We start from the raw sequence: 13,784 nt of genomic DNA, 5'->3' as shown, positions 1-13,784 counted from the left end.
CCCGAAGTCCCTACCGCTTAGTCGTTTGTTCTCTAGCTAGACCCTCATCCTGAGGAGCGCGGAGCGCGCGTCTCGAAGGATGAAGGCCGGGCTGGTGGTCTCATGGTTCGAGACGGCGCTTTCGCGCCTCCTCACCATGAGGCTCTTTCAATTACGCCCCGATCGCGATTTTCGGCTCGGCGTCCGCGTTGGCGGCCATTTCGCGCAGCGCGCGCCGGTACTCGACCGGCATCACCTTGCGGAATTTGGGCAGCCATTCCTTCCAATTGGCAAGGATGTCGGCCGCACGCTTGGAGCCGGTCGCCTTCGCATGGCGCGTGATCAGGACGTGCAGACGCTCGACGTCGGAGTCGAGCAGATCCTTGAACACGTCGACCCGGCCATGCGCCTCGAGGTCACCGGAATGATGATAGGTGCCGGCGTTGATCATCTCTTCCGACAGCACCGGCTCGAGCTCGACCATCGCCATGTTGCACAGCTTGTCGAAGCTGCCGGTCTCGTCGAGCACATAGGCGATGCCGCCGGACATGCCGGCCGCGAAATTGCGCCCGGTCTTGCCGAGCACGACCACTATGCCGCCGGTCATGTATTCGCAGCAATGGTCGCCCGCGCCTTCGACGACGGCGACCGCGCCCGAGTTGCGCACGGCGAAGCGTTCGCCGGCGACGCCGCGGAAGTAGCACTCTCCCTGGATGGCGCCGTACATCACGGTGTTGCCGACGATGATGCTCTCTTCCGGCACGATGCTGCTGTTGGCCGGCGGCTTGACGATGATCTTGCCGCCCGAGAGCCCCTTGCCGACATAGTCGTTGGCTTCACCCTCGAGCTCGAAGGTGACGCCATTGGCGAGCCAGGCACCGAACGCCTGGCCGGCCGTGCCCTTGAGGCTGACATGGATGGTGTCCTGCGGCAGGCCGGCATGGCCGTAGATCTTGGCGACCGCGCCCGACAGCATCGCACCCGCTGAGCGGTTGGTGCTGTTGATCGCAGCCTCGATCTTCACCGGCGCGCCGCGGTCGAGCGAGGGCTGCGCCCTCTCGATCAGCGTGCGGTCGAGCACCGCCTCCAGATGATGGTTCTGGCGCTCGGAGTGATAGATCTTCTGACCCTTCTCTTCCTTCTGCTTGACGAAGAGCTTCGAGAAATCGAGCCCCTTGGCCTTCCAGTGCGCCACCAGCTTGGTCTGGTCGAGCAGCTGAACCTGGCCGACCATCTCGTTGAAGGTGCGGAAGCCGAGCGATGCCATGATTTCGCGGACTTCCTCGGCGACGAAGAAGAAGTAGTTGATGACGTGCTCGGGCTGGCCGGTGAAGCGCTTGCGCAGGACGGGGTCCTGGGTGGCGACGCCGACCGGGCAGGTGTTGAGATGGCACTTGCGCATCATGATGCAGCCGGCCGCGATCAGCGGCGCGGTGGCAAAGCCGAACTCGTCGGCCCCTAACAGCGCGCCGACCACGACGTCACGGCCGGTACGGAAGCCGCCGTCGACCTGGACCACGATGCGGCTCCGCAGCCGCTCGCGCACCAGCGTTTGATGGGTCTCGGCGAGGCCGATCTCCCACGGCGAACCGGCGTGCTTGATCGAGGTCAGTGGCGAAGCGCCAGTGCCGCCTTCGAAGCCCGCGATGGTGACATGGTCGGCGCGCGCCTTGGCAACGCCCGCGGCCACCGTGCCGACGCCGATCTCGGAGACCAGCTTGACCGAAACGTCGCCCGTCGGGTTGACGTTCTTGAGGTCGTAGATCAGCTGCGCCAGGTCTTCAATCGAGTAGATGTCGTGGTGCGGCGGCGGCGAGATCAGGCCGACGCCCGGCGTCGAGTGACGAACTTTCGCGATGGTCGCGTCGACCTTGTGGCCGGGCAGCTGGCCGCCTTCGCCGGGCTTGGCACCCTGCGCCATCTTGATCTGCATCATGTCGGAGTTGACGAGATACTCCGTCGTGACGCCGAAGCGGCCCGAGGCGACCTGCTTGATCGCCGAACGCATGCTGTCGCCGTTAGGCATCGGCTTGAAGCGGTCGGCTTCCTCGCCGCCTTCACCGGTGTTCGACTTGCCGCCGATCCGGTTCATGGCGATCGCCAATGTCGTGTGCGCCTCGCGCGAGATCGAGCCGAAGCTCATCGCGCCCGTGGCGAAACGCCTGACGATGTCCTTGGCCGGCTCGACCTGGTCGAGCGGCACAGGCTTGCGCTTCTCTTCGTCCGCGTTCTTGATCCGGAACAAGCCGCGTAGCGTCAGCAGGCGCTCCGACTGCTCGTTGAGGATCTTCGCGAAGGCGCGATAGCGCTCCAATGAATTGCCGCGTGCGGCGTGCTGGAGCAATCCGACCGATTCGGCGGTCCATGCATGCTCCTCGCCGCGGCTGCGATAGGCATATTCGCCACCGACGTCGAGGGCAGTCTTGTAGACCAGCGCCTCGCCGAACGCGTCGGCATGACGGCGCACGGCTTCTTCCGCGATCTCGGCAAGGCCCACACCCTCGACGCGGGTGTGCGTGCCGGCGAAGAACTTTCCGACGAAGTCAGCCTTGAGGCCGACCGCGTCGAAGATCTGCGCACCGCAATAAGACTGGTAGGTCGAGATGCCCATCTTGGACATCACCTTGAGCAGGCCCTTGCCGATCGACTTGATGTAGCGCTTGACGATCTCGTAGTCGTCGAGCGAGCCGGGCAGGCGGTCCTTCATCGCGATGATCGTTTCGAACGCGAGATAGGGATTGATCGCTTCGGCGCCGTAGCCCGCGAGGCAGGCGAAGTGATGCACTTCGCGCGGCTCGCCGGATTCGACGACGAGACCGACCGAGGTGCGCAGGCCGGTGCGGATCAGGTGATGATGCACGGACGCACAGGCCAGCAGCGACGGGATCGGCACGCGGTCCGAGCCGACCATGCGGTCGGACAGGATGATGATGTTGACGCCCTCGCGCACCGCGCTCTCGGCGCGCGCGCAGAGCTCGTCGAGCACCTGGTCCATGCCGGCCGCGCCGAGGCCGGCGTGGAAGGTGGTGTCCAGCGTGCGCGACTTGAAGTGCGATTCAGCGACGTCCGAGATCGAGCGGATCTTCTCCAGGTCCGCATCGGTCAGGATCGGCTGACGCGCTTCGAGGCGCTTGGTGGTGGCGAGGCCCTGAAGGTCGAACAGGTTCGGCCGCGGTCCGATGATGGAGACGAGGCTCATCACCAGCTCTTCGCGGATCGGGTCGATCGGCGGGTTGGTGACCTGCGCAAAGTTCTGCTTGAAGTAGGTGAACAGCGGCTTGGCCCTGTCCGACAGCGCGGAGATCGGCGTGTCGTTGCCCATCGAGCCGGCGGCTTCCTCGCCCGTGGCCGCCATCGGCGTCATCAGGATCGCGATGTCTTCCTGGCTGTAGCCGAACGCTTGCTGGCGGTCCAAAAGCGACAAGTTCGAACGCACGCCGGTAGTCGGAACCTTCGGCAGCTCTTCCAGCACGATCTGGGTCCGCTCCAGCCACTCCGTGTAGGGATGGCTGCGCGCGAGCTCGGCCTTGATCTCGTCGTCCGGGATCAGGCGGCCCTGTTCGAGGTCGACCAGCAGCATCTTGCCGGGCTGCAAGCGCCACTTGGTGATGATCTGGTCCTCGGGGATCGTCAGCACGCCCATCTCGGACGCCATCACGATGCGGTCGTCGTTGGTCACGAGATAGCGCGCCGGCCGCAAGCCGTTGCGGTCGAGCGTGGCGCCGATCTGGCGGCCGTCGGTGAAGGCGATCGCGGCTGGGCCGTCCCACGGCTCCATCAGCGCGGCATGATATTCGTAGAAGGCGCGGCGCTTCTCATCCATCAAGGGATTACCGGCCCACGCCTCCGGGATCATCATCATGACGGCGTGCGGCAGCGAGTAGCCGCCCTGCACCAGGAATTCGAGCGCGTTGTCGAAGCAGGCGGTGTCCGACTGTCCCTCGTAGGAGATTGGCCAGAGCCGATTGATGTCCTTGCCGTAGAGCTCGGAGCTTACCGAGGCCTGGCGCGCCGCCATCCAGTTGGTGTTGCCGCGCAGCGTGTTGATCTCGCCGTTATGCGCGATCATGCGGTAGGGATGCGCCAGCGACCACGCCGGGAAGGTGTTGGTCGAGAAGCGCTGGTGAACGAGCGCGAGCGCGCTCTCGAAGTCCTTCTCGTGCAGATCGGGATAGTACTTGCCGAGCTGGTCGGCGAGGAACATGCCCTTGTAGATCACGGTGCGGCAGGACATCGAGCAGGGGTAATAGCCCGCAAGGCCGCGGTCGCGGCGCTGGTAGATCGCCTGCGAGATCGACTTGCGCAGGATGTAGAGCCGGCGCTCGAACTCGTCCTCGGTCTTGGCGGTGCCGTTGCGGCCGATGAACACCTGCATGCAGGCGGGCTCGGTCGGCTTCACGGTGACGCCGAGCGAGGAATTGTCGGTCGGCACGTCGCGCCAGCCGAGCAAGGTCAGGCCCTCTTCCTTGATCTGGTCGGCGATGATGCTCTTGATGACGTTGCGCCAGGCAGTGTCGCGCGGCATGAACAGCGCGCCGATGGCGTATTCGCCGGGCGCGGGCAGCGCGAAGCCCATCTCCTTGGCCTTGCGGCTGAAGAAGGCGTGCGGGATCTGTACCAGAATGCCGGCGCCGTCACCGGCGCGCGGGTCGGCGCCGACTGCGCCGCGATGCTCGAGGTTGCAGAGGATGCTGAGCGCGTCCGAGACGATCTCGTGCGACTTCTTGCCCTTGATGTTGGCGATGAAGCCGACGCCGCAGGAATCCTTTTCCAGGCTCGGATCGTAGAGACCCTCGGCCGGCGGGCGCGAATTGTGTTCCTGAATCGGATCGCGCGTTTTCGAGGCGACCGTCGCCGACAGCTCTTCTGCCACGATGTTTGCGCGCTCGAATTGCGACCCGTTCATTGTTCCAATCCTCTCCATGCGGCAAGCTGCCTCACCGCCATCTTCGGCACACTTTGGGCGTTCCGCGGCACCCGCCTCTGGGTCACCGCTCGTCCGCTGCGAGCCGCATTTTCTTAAATTCAGGCCTAGGCGTCCTTCGTCCCCGAGAACGGCTTGGCCTGTTGCCTTCCTGGCGCTCGAAAGCACCGACTTTCGTTGCAATCCGTGTGCCGGAACTGCAAGCAAAATTGAGACAGTCTTCCTGTCCTAACCATCACCTTGCCAAATTTTTGTCTATCACACAAGCGCGCGAAAGTCCCGATTCCCAAAGTGTCAATTGCCGCTTTCCGTCTGGCGCGCGGCCCCGGTTTTGAAGCAAACGCGCCCTGATCCGGCCCAAGCGGCGCCGAAATCCCGAATGAAGCTTCGGATCAACCCTTCGAAAAGCACGCCACGCCGCAAGAAGCGAAAGAGCGCGAGCATTCGGGGGCCTGACAGGAGCGTGTCGACCATGAAGTTTTTCACAGGATGTGTAGCTGCTACCACGCTGGCGCTGGCTGCAACCGCTGCTCAGGCACAAGTTCCGGCGAGTGGCGTTTCGGGCGGGGCCTACGTTGCGGTGTCGGATTTCGACGGACCCTACGGGCCGCCGGACGCCGCACCACCTCCGCCGCCGCGTTATGGTTACGGCCGTTATGGTTACGGCTATGGCTATGAGGAACGTGGCCCGGCGCCGGCGCTGCTGCCGGCCACCGAGGTCTATGCGGTGCTGCGCGAAAACGGCTTCTCGCCGCTGGGCATCCCGCGCCTGCGCGGGGCCGTCTACACCATCGCGGTGATTGACCGCCGCGGCGATGACGGCCGGCTGGTGATCGATGCCCGCGACGGACGTATTATCCGCTTCATGCCGGCTGCTGACGCCTATGGCATGGCGCCCGCCTACGAGGAGCCCTCGGTCGCCCCTTACCGGCCGCAAAGCGCGCTGCCGCCGCCGACCATGGTCCGCGGCGGCCCGCCGAGACCGCCGGCCCCGATCCCGCATGTCGCCAGCCGCACCGTCCCGCTGCCCAAGGCCGCTCCGCCGCGCGCCGAGACGCCAGTGGCGGCCGCCAAGCCCGCCGAGCCCACAACGCCGCAAGGTCAACCCGCGCAGCAGACCGCCGCCGTGCAGGCCAAGCCCACCGAGGCCGCTCCGCAGGCCGCCGCGCCGACCATCGGCCAGGGCAAGCCGGCCCCTACCATTTTGCCGACACAGGATATGCCGGCGGCGCAGGGACTGGATTAATCGTCGGCAAATAAAAAGCGCCCGAAGACCTCGGGCGCTTTTGCGTCACAGCGGCTGTCCTCAGCTGCGCGGATACCCCGCCGCTTCCAAGATCAGGTTCGCCACGTCCTTCGGATGCGACACCAGCGAGAGGTGGCCGGCGTCGAGCTCGATTGTGGTCGCGTTCATGCGCTTGGCGAGAAAGCGTTCGAAATCGGGATTGATTGTGCCGTCGTTCTTCGACACCGCGTACCAGCTCGGCTTCGAATGCCAGGCAGCCTCCGTCGTGCGGCCGGCGAAGATCGAGGCAGCCGTCGGCCATTGCACGGCGTAGAGCTCCTTGGCGCGTTCCGGCGCGACACCGTTGGCGAAATATCTCAGGAAGGCGTCTTCCGAAAGCTTGGTGTAGCCGTCGCGCTCGACGATGCCGGCGCGCGCCGGTCCCGCGGGAAACTGCTTCGACAGCGCGACAAAATCCTCGTTGGCATCGGGTGCGCGCGCGGCGATGTAGACAAGACCAGTAACCTTCGGATCGGTGCCGACCTGGCTGATCACGGTGCCGCCCCAGGAATGCGCGACCAGCACGGTCGGGCCATCCTGCTCAGTCAGCACGCGCTTGGTTGCCTCGACCGACTCGGCGAGCGACCCCAGCGGATTCTGCACGGCAGTGACGTTGAGGCCTGCGGCCTGAAGGATCGGGATCACCTCCGACCAGCTCGAGCCATCGGCCCAGGCGCCATGCACCAGCACGACGTTCTTCGCCTTCGCGGTCTGCGGGGTCTGGGCGTGAGCGAGGCTGATGGGGGCCGCCAGCAGGCTCGCGGCGACGAAAAGGCTGCGCCAGAAAGTCATGATCGTTCTCCGTGTTCTTGGTTCGATACCCAAAGGACGGAGCGCGGGGCGGTGGCGTTACACGGCCTCACCGCTCTGTGATGCAATGCAAAAAAACGCCCCGGGGCACCGGGGCGTTTTCGCAACCTGAAAGTTGATGCGCGCTTAGGCGGCGACCGAGCTCTCGATCACCTGTGCGCTCGACGCGCCGGTGTTGATCACGATCTGGCGCGGCTTCTTGGCTTCGGGAATCTCGCGCACGAGGTCGACGTGGAGCAGGCCGTTCTCGAGCGAGGCGTCCTTTACCTGCACGAAGTCGGCAAGCTGGAAGGCGCGCTCGAAGGCACGCGCGGCGATGCCGCGATAGAGCACTTCGGACTTCGAGTTCTCATTGGCGACTTTTTCGCCCTTGATCGTCAGCGTGTTTTCCTTCGCGACGATGGAGAGCTCATCCTTGGCGAAGCCGGAGACCGCAACGGTGATGCGGTAGGCGTTCTCGGCGGTGCGCTCGATGTTGTAGGGGGGATAACCGGGGCTGCCGTCAGAGCCTGCCTGGTCGAGCAGGTTGAAGAGGCGGTCGAAGCCGACGGTGGAACGATAGAAAGGGGTGAGATCGTAGGTACGCATGGTCAAGCCCTCCATTGAGCGACTGTTTGGCAACCCGCCCGCCAATCGGGCCGGGCTTTAGTCTGTGTGCAGCCTGATGTTCCGGTTCCGAAACACTGGTAGCGGCCTGCACCATGGTGATATGGGTTCAAGGGAACGGCGTTCAAGAGGGGCGGTTACCCGCGCCCTTTCGGCGCTCCCGCCCTTGATTTGCAGCCCTTCGCGCCCAAGCACTTCCAATCATGACGCTGGTCTCGATCCCGTCCAATCCCGTGCCCGAAGACGTCGTCAGCGGCACCATGAAGACGCCCGACGGGGTCGAGCTGCGCTTCGCGCGTTGGGCGCCGCCGGCAAACCGCAAGGGCACCGTCTGCGTCTTCACCGGACGCAGCGAGCAGATCGAGAAATATTTCGAGACCGTGCGCGATTTGCGCGACCGCGGCTTTGCGGTGGCGATGTTCGACTGGCGCGGGCAGGGACACTCCTCGCGCCGCCTGCGCGATCCGCGCAAGGGCTATGTGCGCAACTTCGCCGACTACGAGATCGACGTCGAGACCTTCGTGCAGCAGGTGGTGCTGCCGGATTGTCCGCCGCCGTTCTTTGCGCTGGCCCATTCGATGGGCGGCGCAGTTCTGCTTCGGCTGGCGCATGCGCAAAAGCGCTGGTTCGACCGCATGGTGCTGTCGGCGCCGATGATCGACCTGCCCGGCCGCGCCACTTCGTTTCCGGTGCGAACATTGCTGAAGACGATGCGGATGCTGGGGCGAGGCGGCGCTTACGTTCCCGGCGGCAGCGACCACCTCACCGGCTTGTCGTCCTTCATCAACAATCCCCTGACCAGCGATCCCGTGCGCTATGCGCGCAACGCCGCGATCCTGGAGGAGGACCCGACGCTCGGCCTGGCGTCACCGACGGTCGCCTGGGCCGATACTGCATTCCGCGCGATGCACACCTTCAAGGGCATGAACTACCCGTCCGAGATCCGCCAGCCGATCCTGATGCTGGCGGCCTCCAACGACTCCGTGGTCTCGACCGCGGCGATCGAGGAGTTTGCCTACCACTTGCGCGCCGGCTCCCATCTTGTGATCGCCGGCTCGAAGCACGAGATTCTGCAGGAGCAGGACCGCTACCGCTCCCAGTTCTGGGCCGCGTTCGATGCGTTCGTGCCGGGCACGCCGCTGTTCAAGTGAGATACGGTAACGGATTGCATCTTCGATGCAATCCGACCTCTCCCCGCAAGCGGGGCGAGGTGAGCAGCCAGCGAACTACAATGTCTTCAGATACTCGATCAGATCGTAGCGCTCTTGCTCTTTGAGCACGCGGCCGACGGTGCCGTCCTTGCCGGGGCCTGGCGTGCCATCGAACGAGTGGCCGGCATTGCTGTTGCCGACCATCTCGGTGCCGTCAGACGCTCGCGTCGAGAAGCGCGACTGTCCGGTCTTGCAGCTCTCGCCGTCGACGACTGCGAAGCCGACCTGCTTCGGATCGTAGTCACGACCGCCACCCATGCAGAACGATCTGGGGCGCTCGGCCGCGGGGCTCAGCATCCAGTAGAGCGAGGGCACCGATCCATTGTGCAGGTAAGGCGCGGTGGCCCAGACGCCGTTGAGCGGGCGCGCGCGATACCAGGGCCCCGGCTCCTTGTTATCGGCCGGCTGCGGGCCGGCATTCGGGCAATTCCGGCGCTCACCCCACCAGGCCTTCTGAACCTTCGGGTCGATCTTCGCATCGTCCATTGCTTTGCGACTGACGATATCGACGAGCACCATCAGGCCGACGGAGTATGGCATGTCGGTCGAGGAGATATCCGGCAGATTGCAGCTCCACCAGGCATTGAGTCTCTGCGTGGGATCGAGCTTGAGAAAGCCGGGGACCTGAACCGTCCGCGTCGCCAGAATGCTGGCCTGAGCGGGATCGGTTCCCATGCCTTTGACGCTTTTCTGGACCTCGTTCAGGAATTTGTCGTTGCCGATGGTCTCCCAGCGAGACGAGGACCATATGCTCTGGTCCGGAAATTCGGTGTCGAAGGCGGGATCGTTGACCGGCCCGAGATGGCATTCGGCGCAGATCTGCGCGTAGAGCTTACGGCCGCGCTTGACGCGGTCGCCATCGATCTTCCAGGCATCATCGCCGAAGATGTCCGACGGCCATTTCGGTGATGTCAGTCCGGAGAGCTGCTTTTTCGGATAGGGCGCCGAGCCCTTCAGCAGATCCTCGATCCAGTTCAGATTCTTGATGTCCATCGACGAGCGGAACAGCGCGTCCTTGGGCGTATTGTCGGACAGATTGAGCAGCGCGGTCACGCCCAGCGCTTCGCCGGCGTTGCGGATCAGCGGTTGTTCGATGGAAGCGTCATATTGCGCGAACTTGAGCCAGGGCACGGTCCAGATCGGCGGGAAGCTGACCGGCGCGTCCTTGGCATGCAGATTTTTCTCGAAGCCGCTGAGGCCGCTGAGCGTCATGTCCTGGGAGAAGACCTGATTGCCGATGCGGTTGAGCGCGTCGAGGCGGCCATAACCTTCCTCGGTGTCCTGCTGCTGCTCGTCCCGCTTCGTCTTCTCGTTGAACCTCGTCTTGCCGTCGATGGTTTTCTTGTAGGTCTTTTCCCAGTCGACTAGGAACGTGCCGATCGCACTCAGCTTCTGCTTCAGCGCATCGCGATCGCCATCGCTGGCGGAGGGGCCGAGCACACGGTCGGCGAAGCGCGTGAAGCGACCCGGCACGAAGAGCGTGTAGGCGATCGACAGGCCGGTCGTGATCTCGAGCTTTCTCAGGTCGGTCATCGCCGGGCCGCCGTCGAAGCGGATGGTGATGCCTTTGTAGTGGATCTGGCCGGTGTGGCAGGCCGCGCAGGTCAGGCCGATCCGGTCCTCGCCGATCTGGCCGGTCACAGGATCGGGCACGCCGGTCATGCGCGCAAAGCCGACGGGCAGACCGTCGACGTTTTCAGCCTGGGTGCCCCAGTTAACCGGCGGATCCCAAAGCCGCGCCGGCACCGGCTTCGTCTTGTCGTAGACGTTGGCATAGCCGAACCGGCGCAGCGTGGCGTCGTCGGTGTTGATCGTCTGCGGGCTGGGGATGAAGCCGAAGCGCTGCAGATGGTCGCTGTCATGAAGCAGCCCGGGCTTGGCGAAGAAATGAAGCCGCGGCTGCTCGAGCGCCATGAACCAGCTATAGGGCACCGGGAAGGTCGCGGTGCCCTGGCTGGCGTGATGAAACCAGTGCCGGTCCTCCAGCGCCCAGTTTTGCTCGAGCCAGTACACGGCCCGGGGTTCGACGTGCTCCGGCAATGGTGGCGTCACCAAGTCCCCGAGGATGCCGGGCAGCATCGGCTGGAATTGATCGGGAAAGCGCAGCGCCACGACGCCAAAGACGAGGAGCGCGGCGACGAGCCCGCCGGCAACGCGCAAGATGAGTGAGGGCGGGGTGACCGGCTGGCTGACGACCCGTTGGGTGATCCTGGCAGGAAATTTGCGCTCGTTGAACAATGTCCTCACCTCGGCCACGCTGAGATAGCGGTCATCACCCTGACCCTTGCCCATGATCTTGAGCAGGACCGGCCATTCGAACTTCATCAGGATTGGGTAGTACCAGCGCGACTGATTGCCGGCGCGCTTGAGATTGTCGTCCATGAAGGCCTGGATTTGCGAGGCATTGAGCCCGGTCTCAGTGCCGCCATCGGGATCGGCATAGGTGCCGCCGAAACTGGCGAGCCGCGCGATCTCGTCCTCGTTGACGCGCCCGTCGACGCCGAGGATGCGCGAGCCGGCACCGAGCTTGTCGAGCGGGCCGCCACGCAGCGCATTGAGCTGCGCGCCCCAGAAGATGCTTTGCAGGATGTGACAGGCGCCATTGGCGATGAGCGCGACGCCGCGGACCTGGATGCGGGCCAGCGTCTTTTTCGCTCCGGCCTCGCCGCTGGCATTCGCGATGGTCTGTGACAGCGTCCGGAGCGGGACGGTCCCGCCGTCGACAAAACCCTCGCCGACAAGGCCGCGCAGGAACGGGCAGGGATTGTTGGGCGAAACCTGGATCGTGGGGTCGAAGGGCTTGTTGCGGGGGTTATCCATCGGTCCAAATCCTGTTGGCGAAAGCCCTGAAACAAACGAATCGTGAAATGCGGCCGCGCCGATCAACCGTGGAAAGTCCTAACAAACAGAAAGCGCGGACGCGGCAGATTATGCTACTTCCGCGTGTGATGAAGTGTGGCTGAATTCACTGTGGTGTCAATAAAGCTGGGCGTGAGATTGCGGCCTGCCCTCAGGATTCGGCGGCGCGTCTGACGTCGCTCTGGACCAGAGTGAGCTTGCTGGCCGGGACGCCCGCCTTCAGCAGCCCCTCGCGGTAATGCGCGATGTCCTCGGGCCGCTTCCAGTGAAAATTCCGCAAGTGGCGGTCGACATTCAGGGTCGGGTAGTTGCCCATCAACACTTGGGTCGCTTCGATCGCCTCGCCGGTCCGTCCCAGTTGCGCCAGTGCCGCGGCGCGGATCGCAAGCGCCTGCATGTGGTTCGGGTTGACGTAGAGCTGCTCGCGGGCCCACGACAGGGTCGCGTCATACTGGCCGACGAGATAGTGGCTGAAGGCGTTCAGCGCCGCCCATTGATAGCGTGGGTCGCTGTTGTCGCGCTGGGCGGCCATCGAGAACAGTTCGATCGCCTGGCGGTGCTCGCCGATGACGAAATGGCAGATGCCGAGCACGCCGCGCGCGCCCATGTCGTAAGGGTTGAGCGCGACCGCGCGCTTGGCGGCGTCCATCGCCGCCTCCTCATGGCCTTCCATCGCGTGCGCCCAGGACAGGATCGAGAACGCAAAGGAGGAGCGCGGGTCGAGCCGGACGCTGGTTTCGGCAAGCTGCATCGCCTCGGCCCACATCTCGCGCGTGCCCTTGACCCAGCCGAACTGGATGCTCTGGATCTGGATCGTGGCGAGATAGGCATGCGCGATCGACAGTTTGGGATCGAGCGTGATCGCCTCCCGGAACAGCTCGACGGCCGTGGTCAGATCTTCCTTGGTCTGGCGGTAATAATGCGACAGACCTTTGAGGAAGCGATCCCAGGCGGTGATGTCGTTGGTCGGGCGCGCGGGCGCGGAGGCCTCGGCCCGGACGATCTCGGTGGCGATCGCAGCGGACAGATTGGTCGTGATCTCATCCTGCATCGCGAAGAGGTCGCCGATGTCGCGGTCGTAACGGCCGGTCCAGAGCTGCTCGCCGGTCTCCGGCGCGATCAGCTCGGCGGTGACGCGGATCTTGGCGCCGCCGCGCCGCACCGAGCCCTGGATCAGATAGGTGGCGTCGATCTCGCGCGCGATCACGCGGGTGCTGGCATTCTTGCCCTTGAAGGCGAAGGTCGAGTTGCGGCTCAGCACGCGGTAGAACGATTGCAGCGACAGCGCGTGGATCAGATCCTCGGTCAGGCCGTCGGAGAAATATTCGTCCTGGGCGTCGCTGAGATTGGCGAAGGGCAGCACGCCGACGATCGCGGTGCGGTATTGCTGCGAGAGCGCCGATCCTTCCTTCAGCTCGGGTGCGAGCGCGGTCGCACCGTCGGGCGTCCAGGTCCAGACCCCCACCGGATCCTTGATGTTCTTGAAGCGATGATTGCCGCCGTCGACCAGCGGCACAGTGAGATGCTTGCTGGCCTCGCGATAGGCCTTGGCCGAGATCGCGAACCCGCCGGGGCGTGCCACCGATTCGAGGCGGACGGCGATGTTGACATCGTCACCGAACACCTCGCCCTCATCAGCGATGATATCACCCATGTGGATGCCGAGCCGGAACTGCATGGTGCGTTCGGCGGGCAGATGGTGATTGCGCTCCGCCATCAGCACCTGCATCGCGATCGCGGCCTCGGCGGCGCCGACGATGGAGGGGAATTCCAGCAGGAAGCCGTCGCCGGTGTTTTTGACGACGCGGCCGCCGTGATTGAGGATGATGGGATGGATCGCGCTGCGATGGGCCTTGAAGGCGGCGTGGGTGCCGGCCTCGTCACTGCCCATCATCCGCGAATAACCGGCGACATCGGCGCAGACGATGGCGGCCAGACGTCTTTCCATATTCCGGGGCTCCAAGGGACTTGCAAGAGACTTGGAAGGGATCTGGGACCGGCCACGGTGGCAGTCGCCTCGAATCCCGCGTTTCAAGAACCGTGCCTTTATAGAGCAGCCGTGGCCGAGCGATAGTATGATCCGCATTGCAAATTCGAGGTAAATTCTCCG

The 13,784-nt window shown here is 64.5% G+C and carries 8 protein-coding genes; 2 read left to right on the top strand and 6 right to left on the bottom strand.

Annotation, left to right across the window (positions count from 1 at the left end):
- Positions 1 to 151: 151 nt before the first annotated feature.
- Both gltB and YUA_RS0109820 read right to left on the bottom strand, forming a co-directional pair.
- Positions 152 to 4,885: a glutamate synthase large subunit gene (gltB, locus tag YUA_RS0109825; RefSeq protein WP_027530527.1), complete on the bottom strand. Its 4,734-nt coding sequence runs from the start codon at positions 4,883 to 4,885 to the stop codon at positions 152 to 154.
- Between the two features lie 312 nt (positions 4,886 to 5,197).
- Positions 5,198 to 5,377 (bottom strand): hypothetical protein, encoded by a 180-nt coding sequence (locus YUA_RS0109820; RefSeq protein ID WP_027530526.1) that lies wholly within the window; start codon positions 5,375 to 5,377, stop codon positions 5,198 to 5,200.
- Here YUA_RS0109820 and YUA_RS0109815 point away from each other — a divergent pair.
- Positions 5,376 to 6,149: a hypothetical protein gene (locus YUA_RS0109815; RefSeq protein WP_027530525.1), complete on the top strand. Its 774-nt coding sequence runs from the start codon at positions 5,376 to 5,378 to the stop codon at positions 6,147 to 6,149. The genes YUA_RS0109820 and YUA_RS0109815 overlap by 2 nt on opposite strands.
- A 60-nt stretch (positions 6,150 to 6,209) precedes the next feature.
- Here the strand turns inward: YUA_RS0109815 and YUA_RS0109810 are convergent, their stop codons facing one another.
- Positions 6,210 to 6,980, bottom strand: coding sequence for an alpha/beta fold hydrolase (locus YUA_RS0109810; RefSeq protein WP_027530524.1), 771 nt, complete (start codon positions 6,978 to 6,980; stop codon positions 6,210 to 6,212).
- Between the two features lie 144 nt (positions 6,981 to 7,124).
- Entirely contained in the window at positions 7,125 to 7,586 is a 462-nt protein-coding gene (locus YUA_RS0109805; RefSeq protein ID WP_027530523.1) for an Hsp20 family protein, read from the bottom strand.
- Between the two features lie 221 nt (positions 7,587 to 7,807).
- Here YUA_RS0109805 and YUA_RS0109800 point away from each other — a divergent pair, with 221 nt between their 5' ends.
- Entirely contained in the window at positions 7,808 to 8,755 is a 948-nt protein-coding gene (locus tag YUA_RS0109800; RefSeq protein ID WP_027530522.1) for an alpha/beta fold hydrolase, read from the top strand.
- A gap of 75 nt (positions 8,756 to 8,830) precedes the next feature.
- Here the strand turns inward: YUA_RS0109800 and YUA_RS0109795 are convergent, their stop codons facing one another.
- Together YUA_RS0109795 and YUA_RS0109790 are read right to left on the bottom strand one after the other, a co-directional pair.
- Positions 8,831 to 11,635 carry a di-heme-cytochrome C peroxidase gene (locus tag YUA_RS0109795; protein WP_027530521.1) on the bottom strand — a complete coding sequence of 935 codons (2,805 nt, stop codon included), beginning with the start codon at positions 11,633 to 11,635 and terminating at the stop codon, positions 8,831 to 8,833.
- Positions 11,636 to 11,825: 190 nt separating this feature from the next.
- The gene (locus YUA_RS0109790) at positions 11,826 to 13,622 is read right to left on the bottom strand and encodes an adenylate/guanylate cyclase domain-containing protein (RefSeq protein WP_027530520.1); all 1,797 of its coding nucleotides are present in this window, start codon (positions 13,620 to 13,622) and stop codon (positions 11,826 to 11,828) included.
- Positions 13,623 to 13,784: the final 162 nt, after the last annotated feature.

This window comes from Bradyrhizobium sp. WSM3983 (genome assembly GCF_000473045.1).
In the GTDB taxonomy this organism is placed as follows: domain Bacteria; phylum Pseudomonadota; class Alphaproteobacteria; order Rhizobiales; family Xanthobacteraceae; genus Bradyrhizobium.
This window is presented reverse-complemented; position numbering and strand designations above follow the sequence as displayed.

Excerpts from the sequence above, each read along its gene's own strand:
- YUA_RS0109815 (WP_027530525.1), top strand. The coding sequence starts at position 5,376 with ATGAAGTTTTTCACAGGATGTGTAGCTGCTACCACGCTGGCGCTGGCT.
- YUA_RS0109790 (WP_027530520.1), bottom strand. The coding sequence starts at position 13,622 with ATGGAAAGACGTCTGGCCGCCATCGTCTGCGCCGATGTCGCCGGTTAT.
- YUA_RS0109820 (WP_027530526.1), bottom strand. The coding sequence starts at position 5,377 with ATGGTCGACACGCTCCTGTCAGGCCCCCGAATGCTCGCGCTCTTTCGC.
- gltB (WP_027530527.1), bottom strand. The coding sequence starts at position 4,885 with ATGAACGGGTCGCAATTCGAGCGCGCAAACATCGTGGCAGAAGAGCTG.
- YUA_RS0109800 (WP_027530522.1), top strand. The coding sequence starts at position 7,808 with ATGACGCTGGTCTCGATCCCGTCCAATCCCGTGCCCGAAGACGTCGTC.
- YUA_RS0109795 (WP_027530521.1), bottom strand. The coding sequence starts at position 11,635 with ATGGATAACCCCCGCAACAAGCCCTTCGACCCCACGATCCAGGTTTCG.
- YUA_RS0109810 (WP_027530524.1), bottom strand. The coding sequence starts at position 6,980 with ATGACTTTCTGGCGCAGCCTTTTCGTCGCCGCGAGCCTGCTGGCGGCC.
- YUA_RS0109805 (WP_027530523.1), bottom strand. The coding sequence starts at position 7,586 with ATGCGTACCTACGATCTCACCCCTTTCTATCGTTCCACCGTCGGCTTC.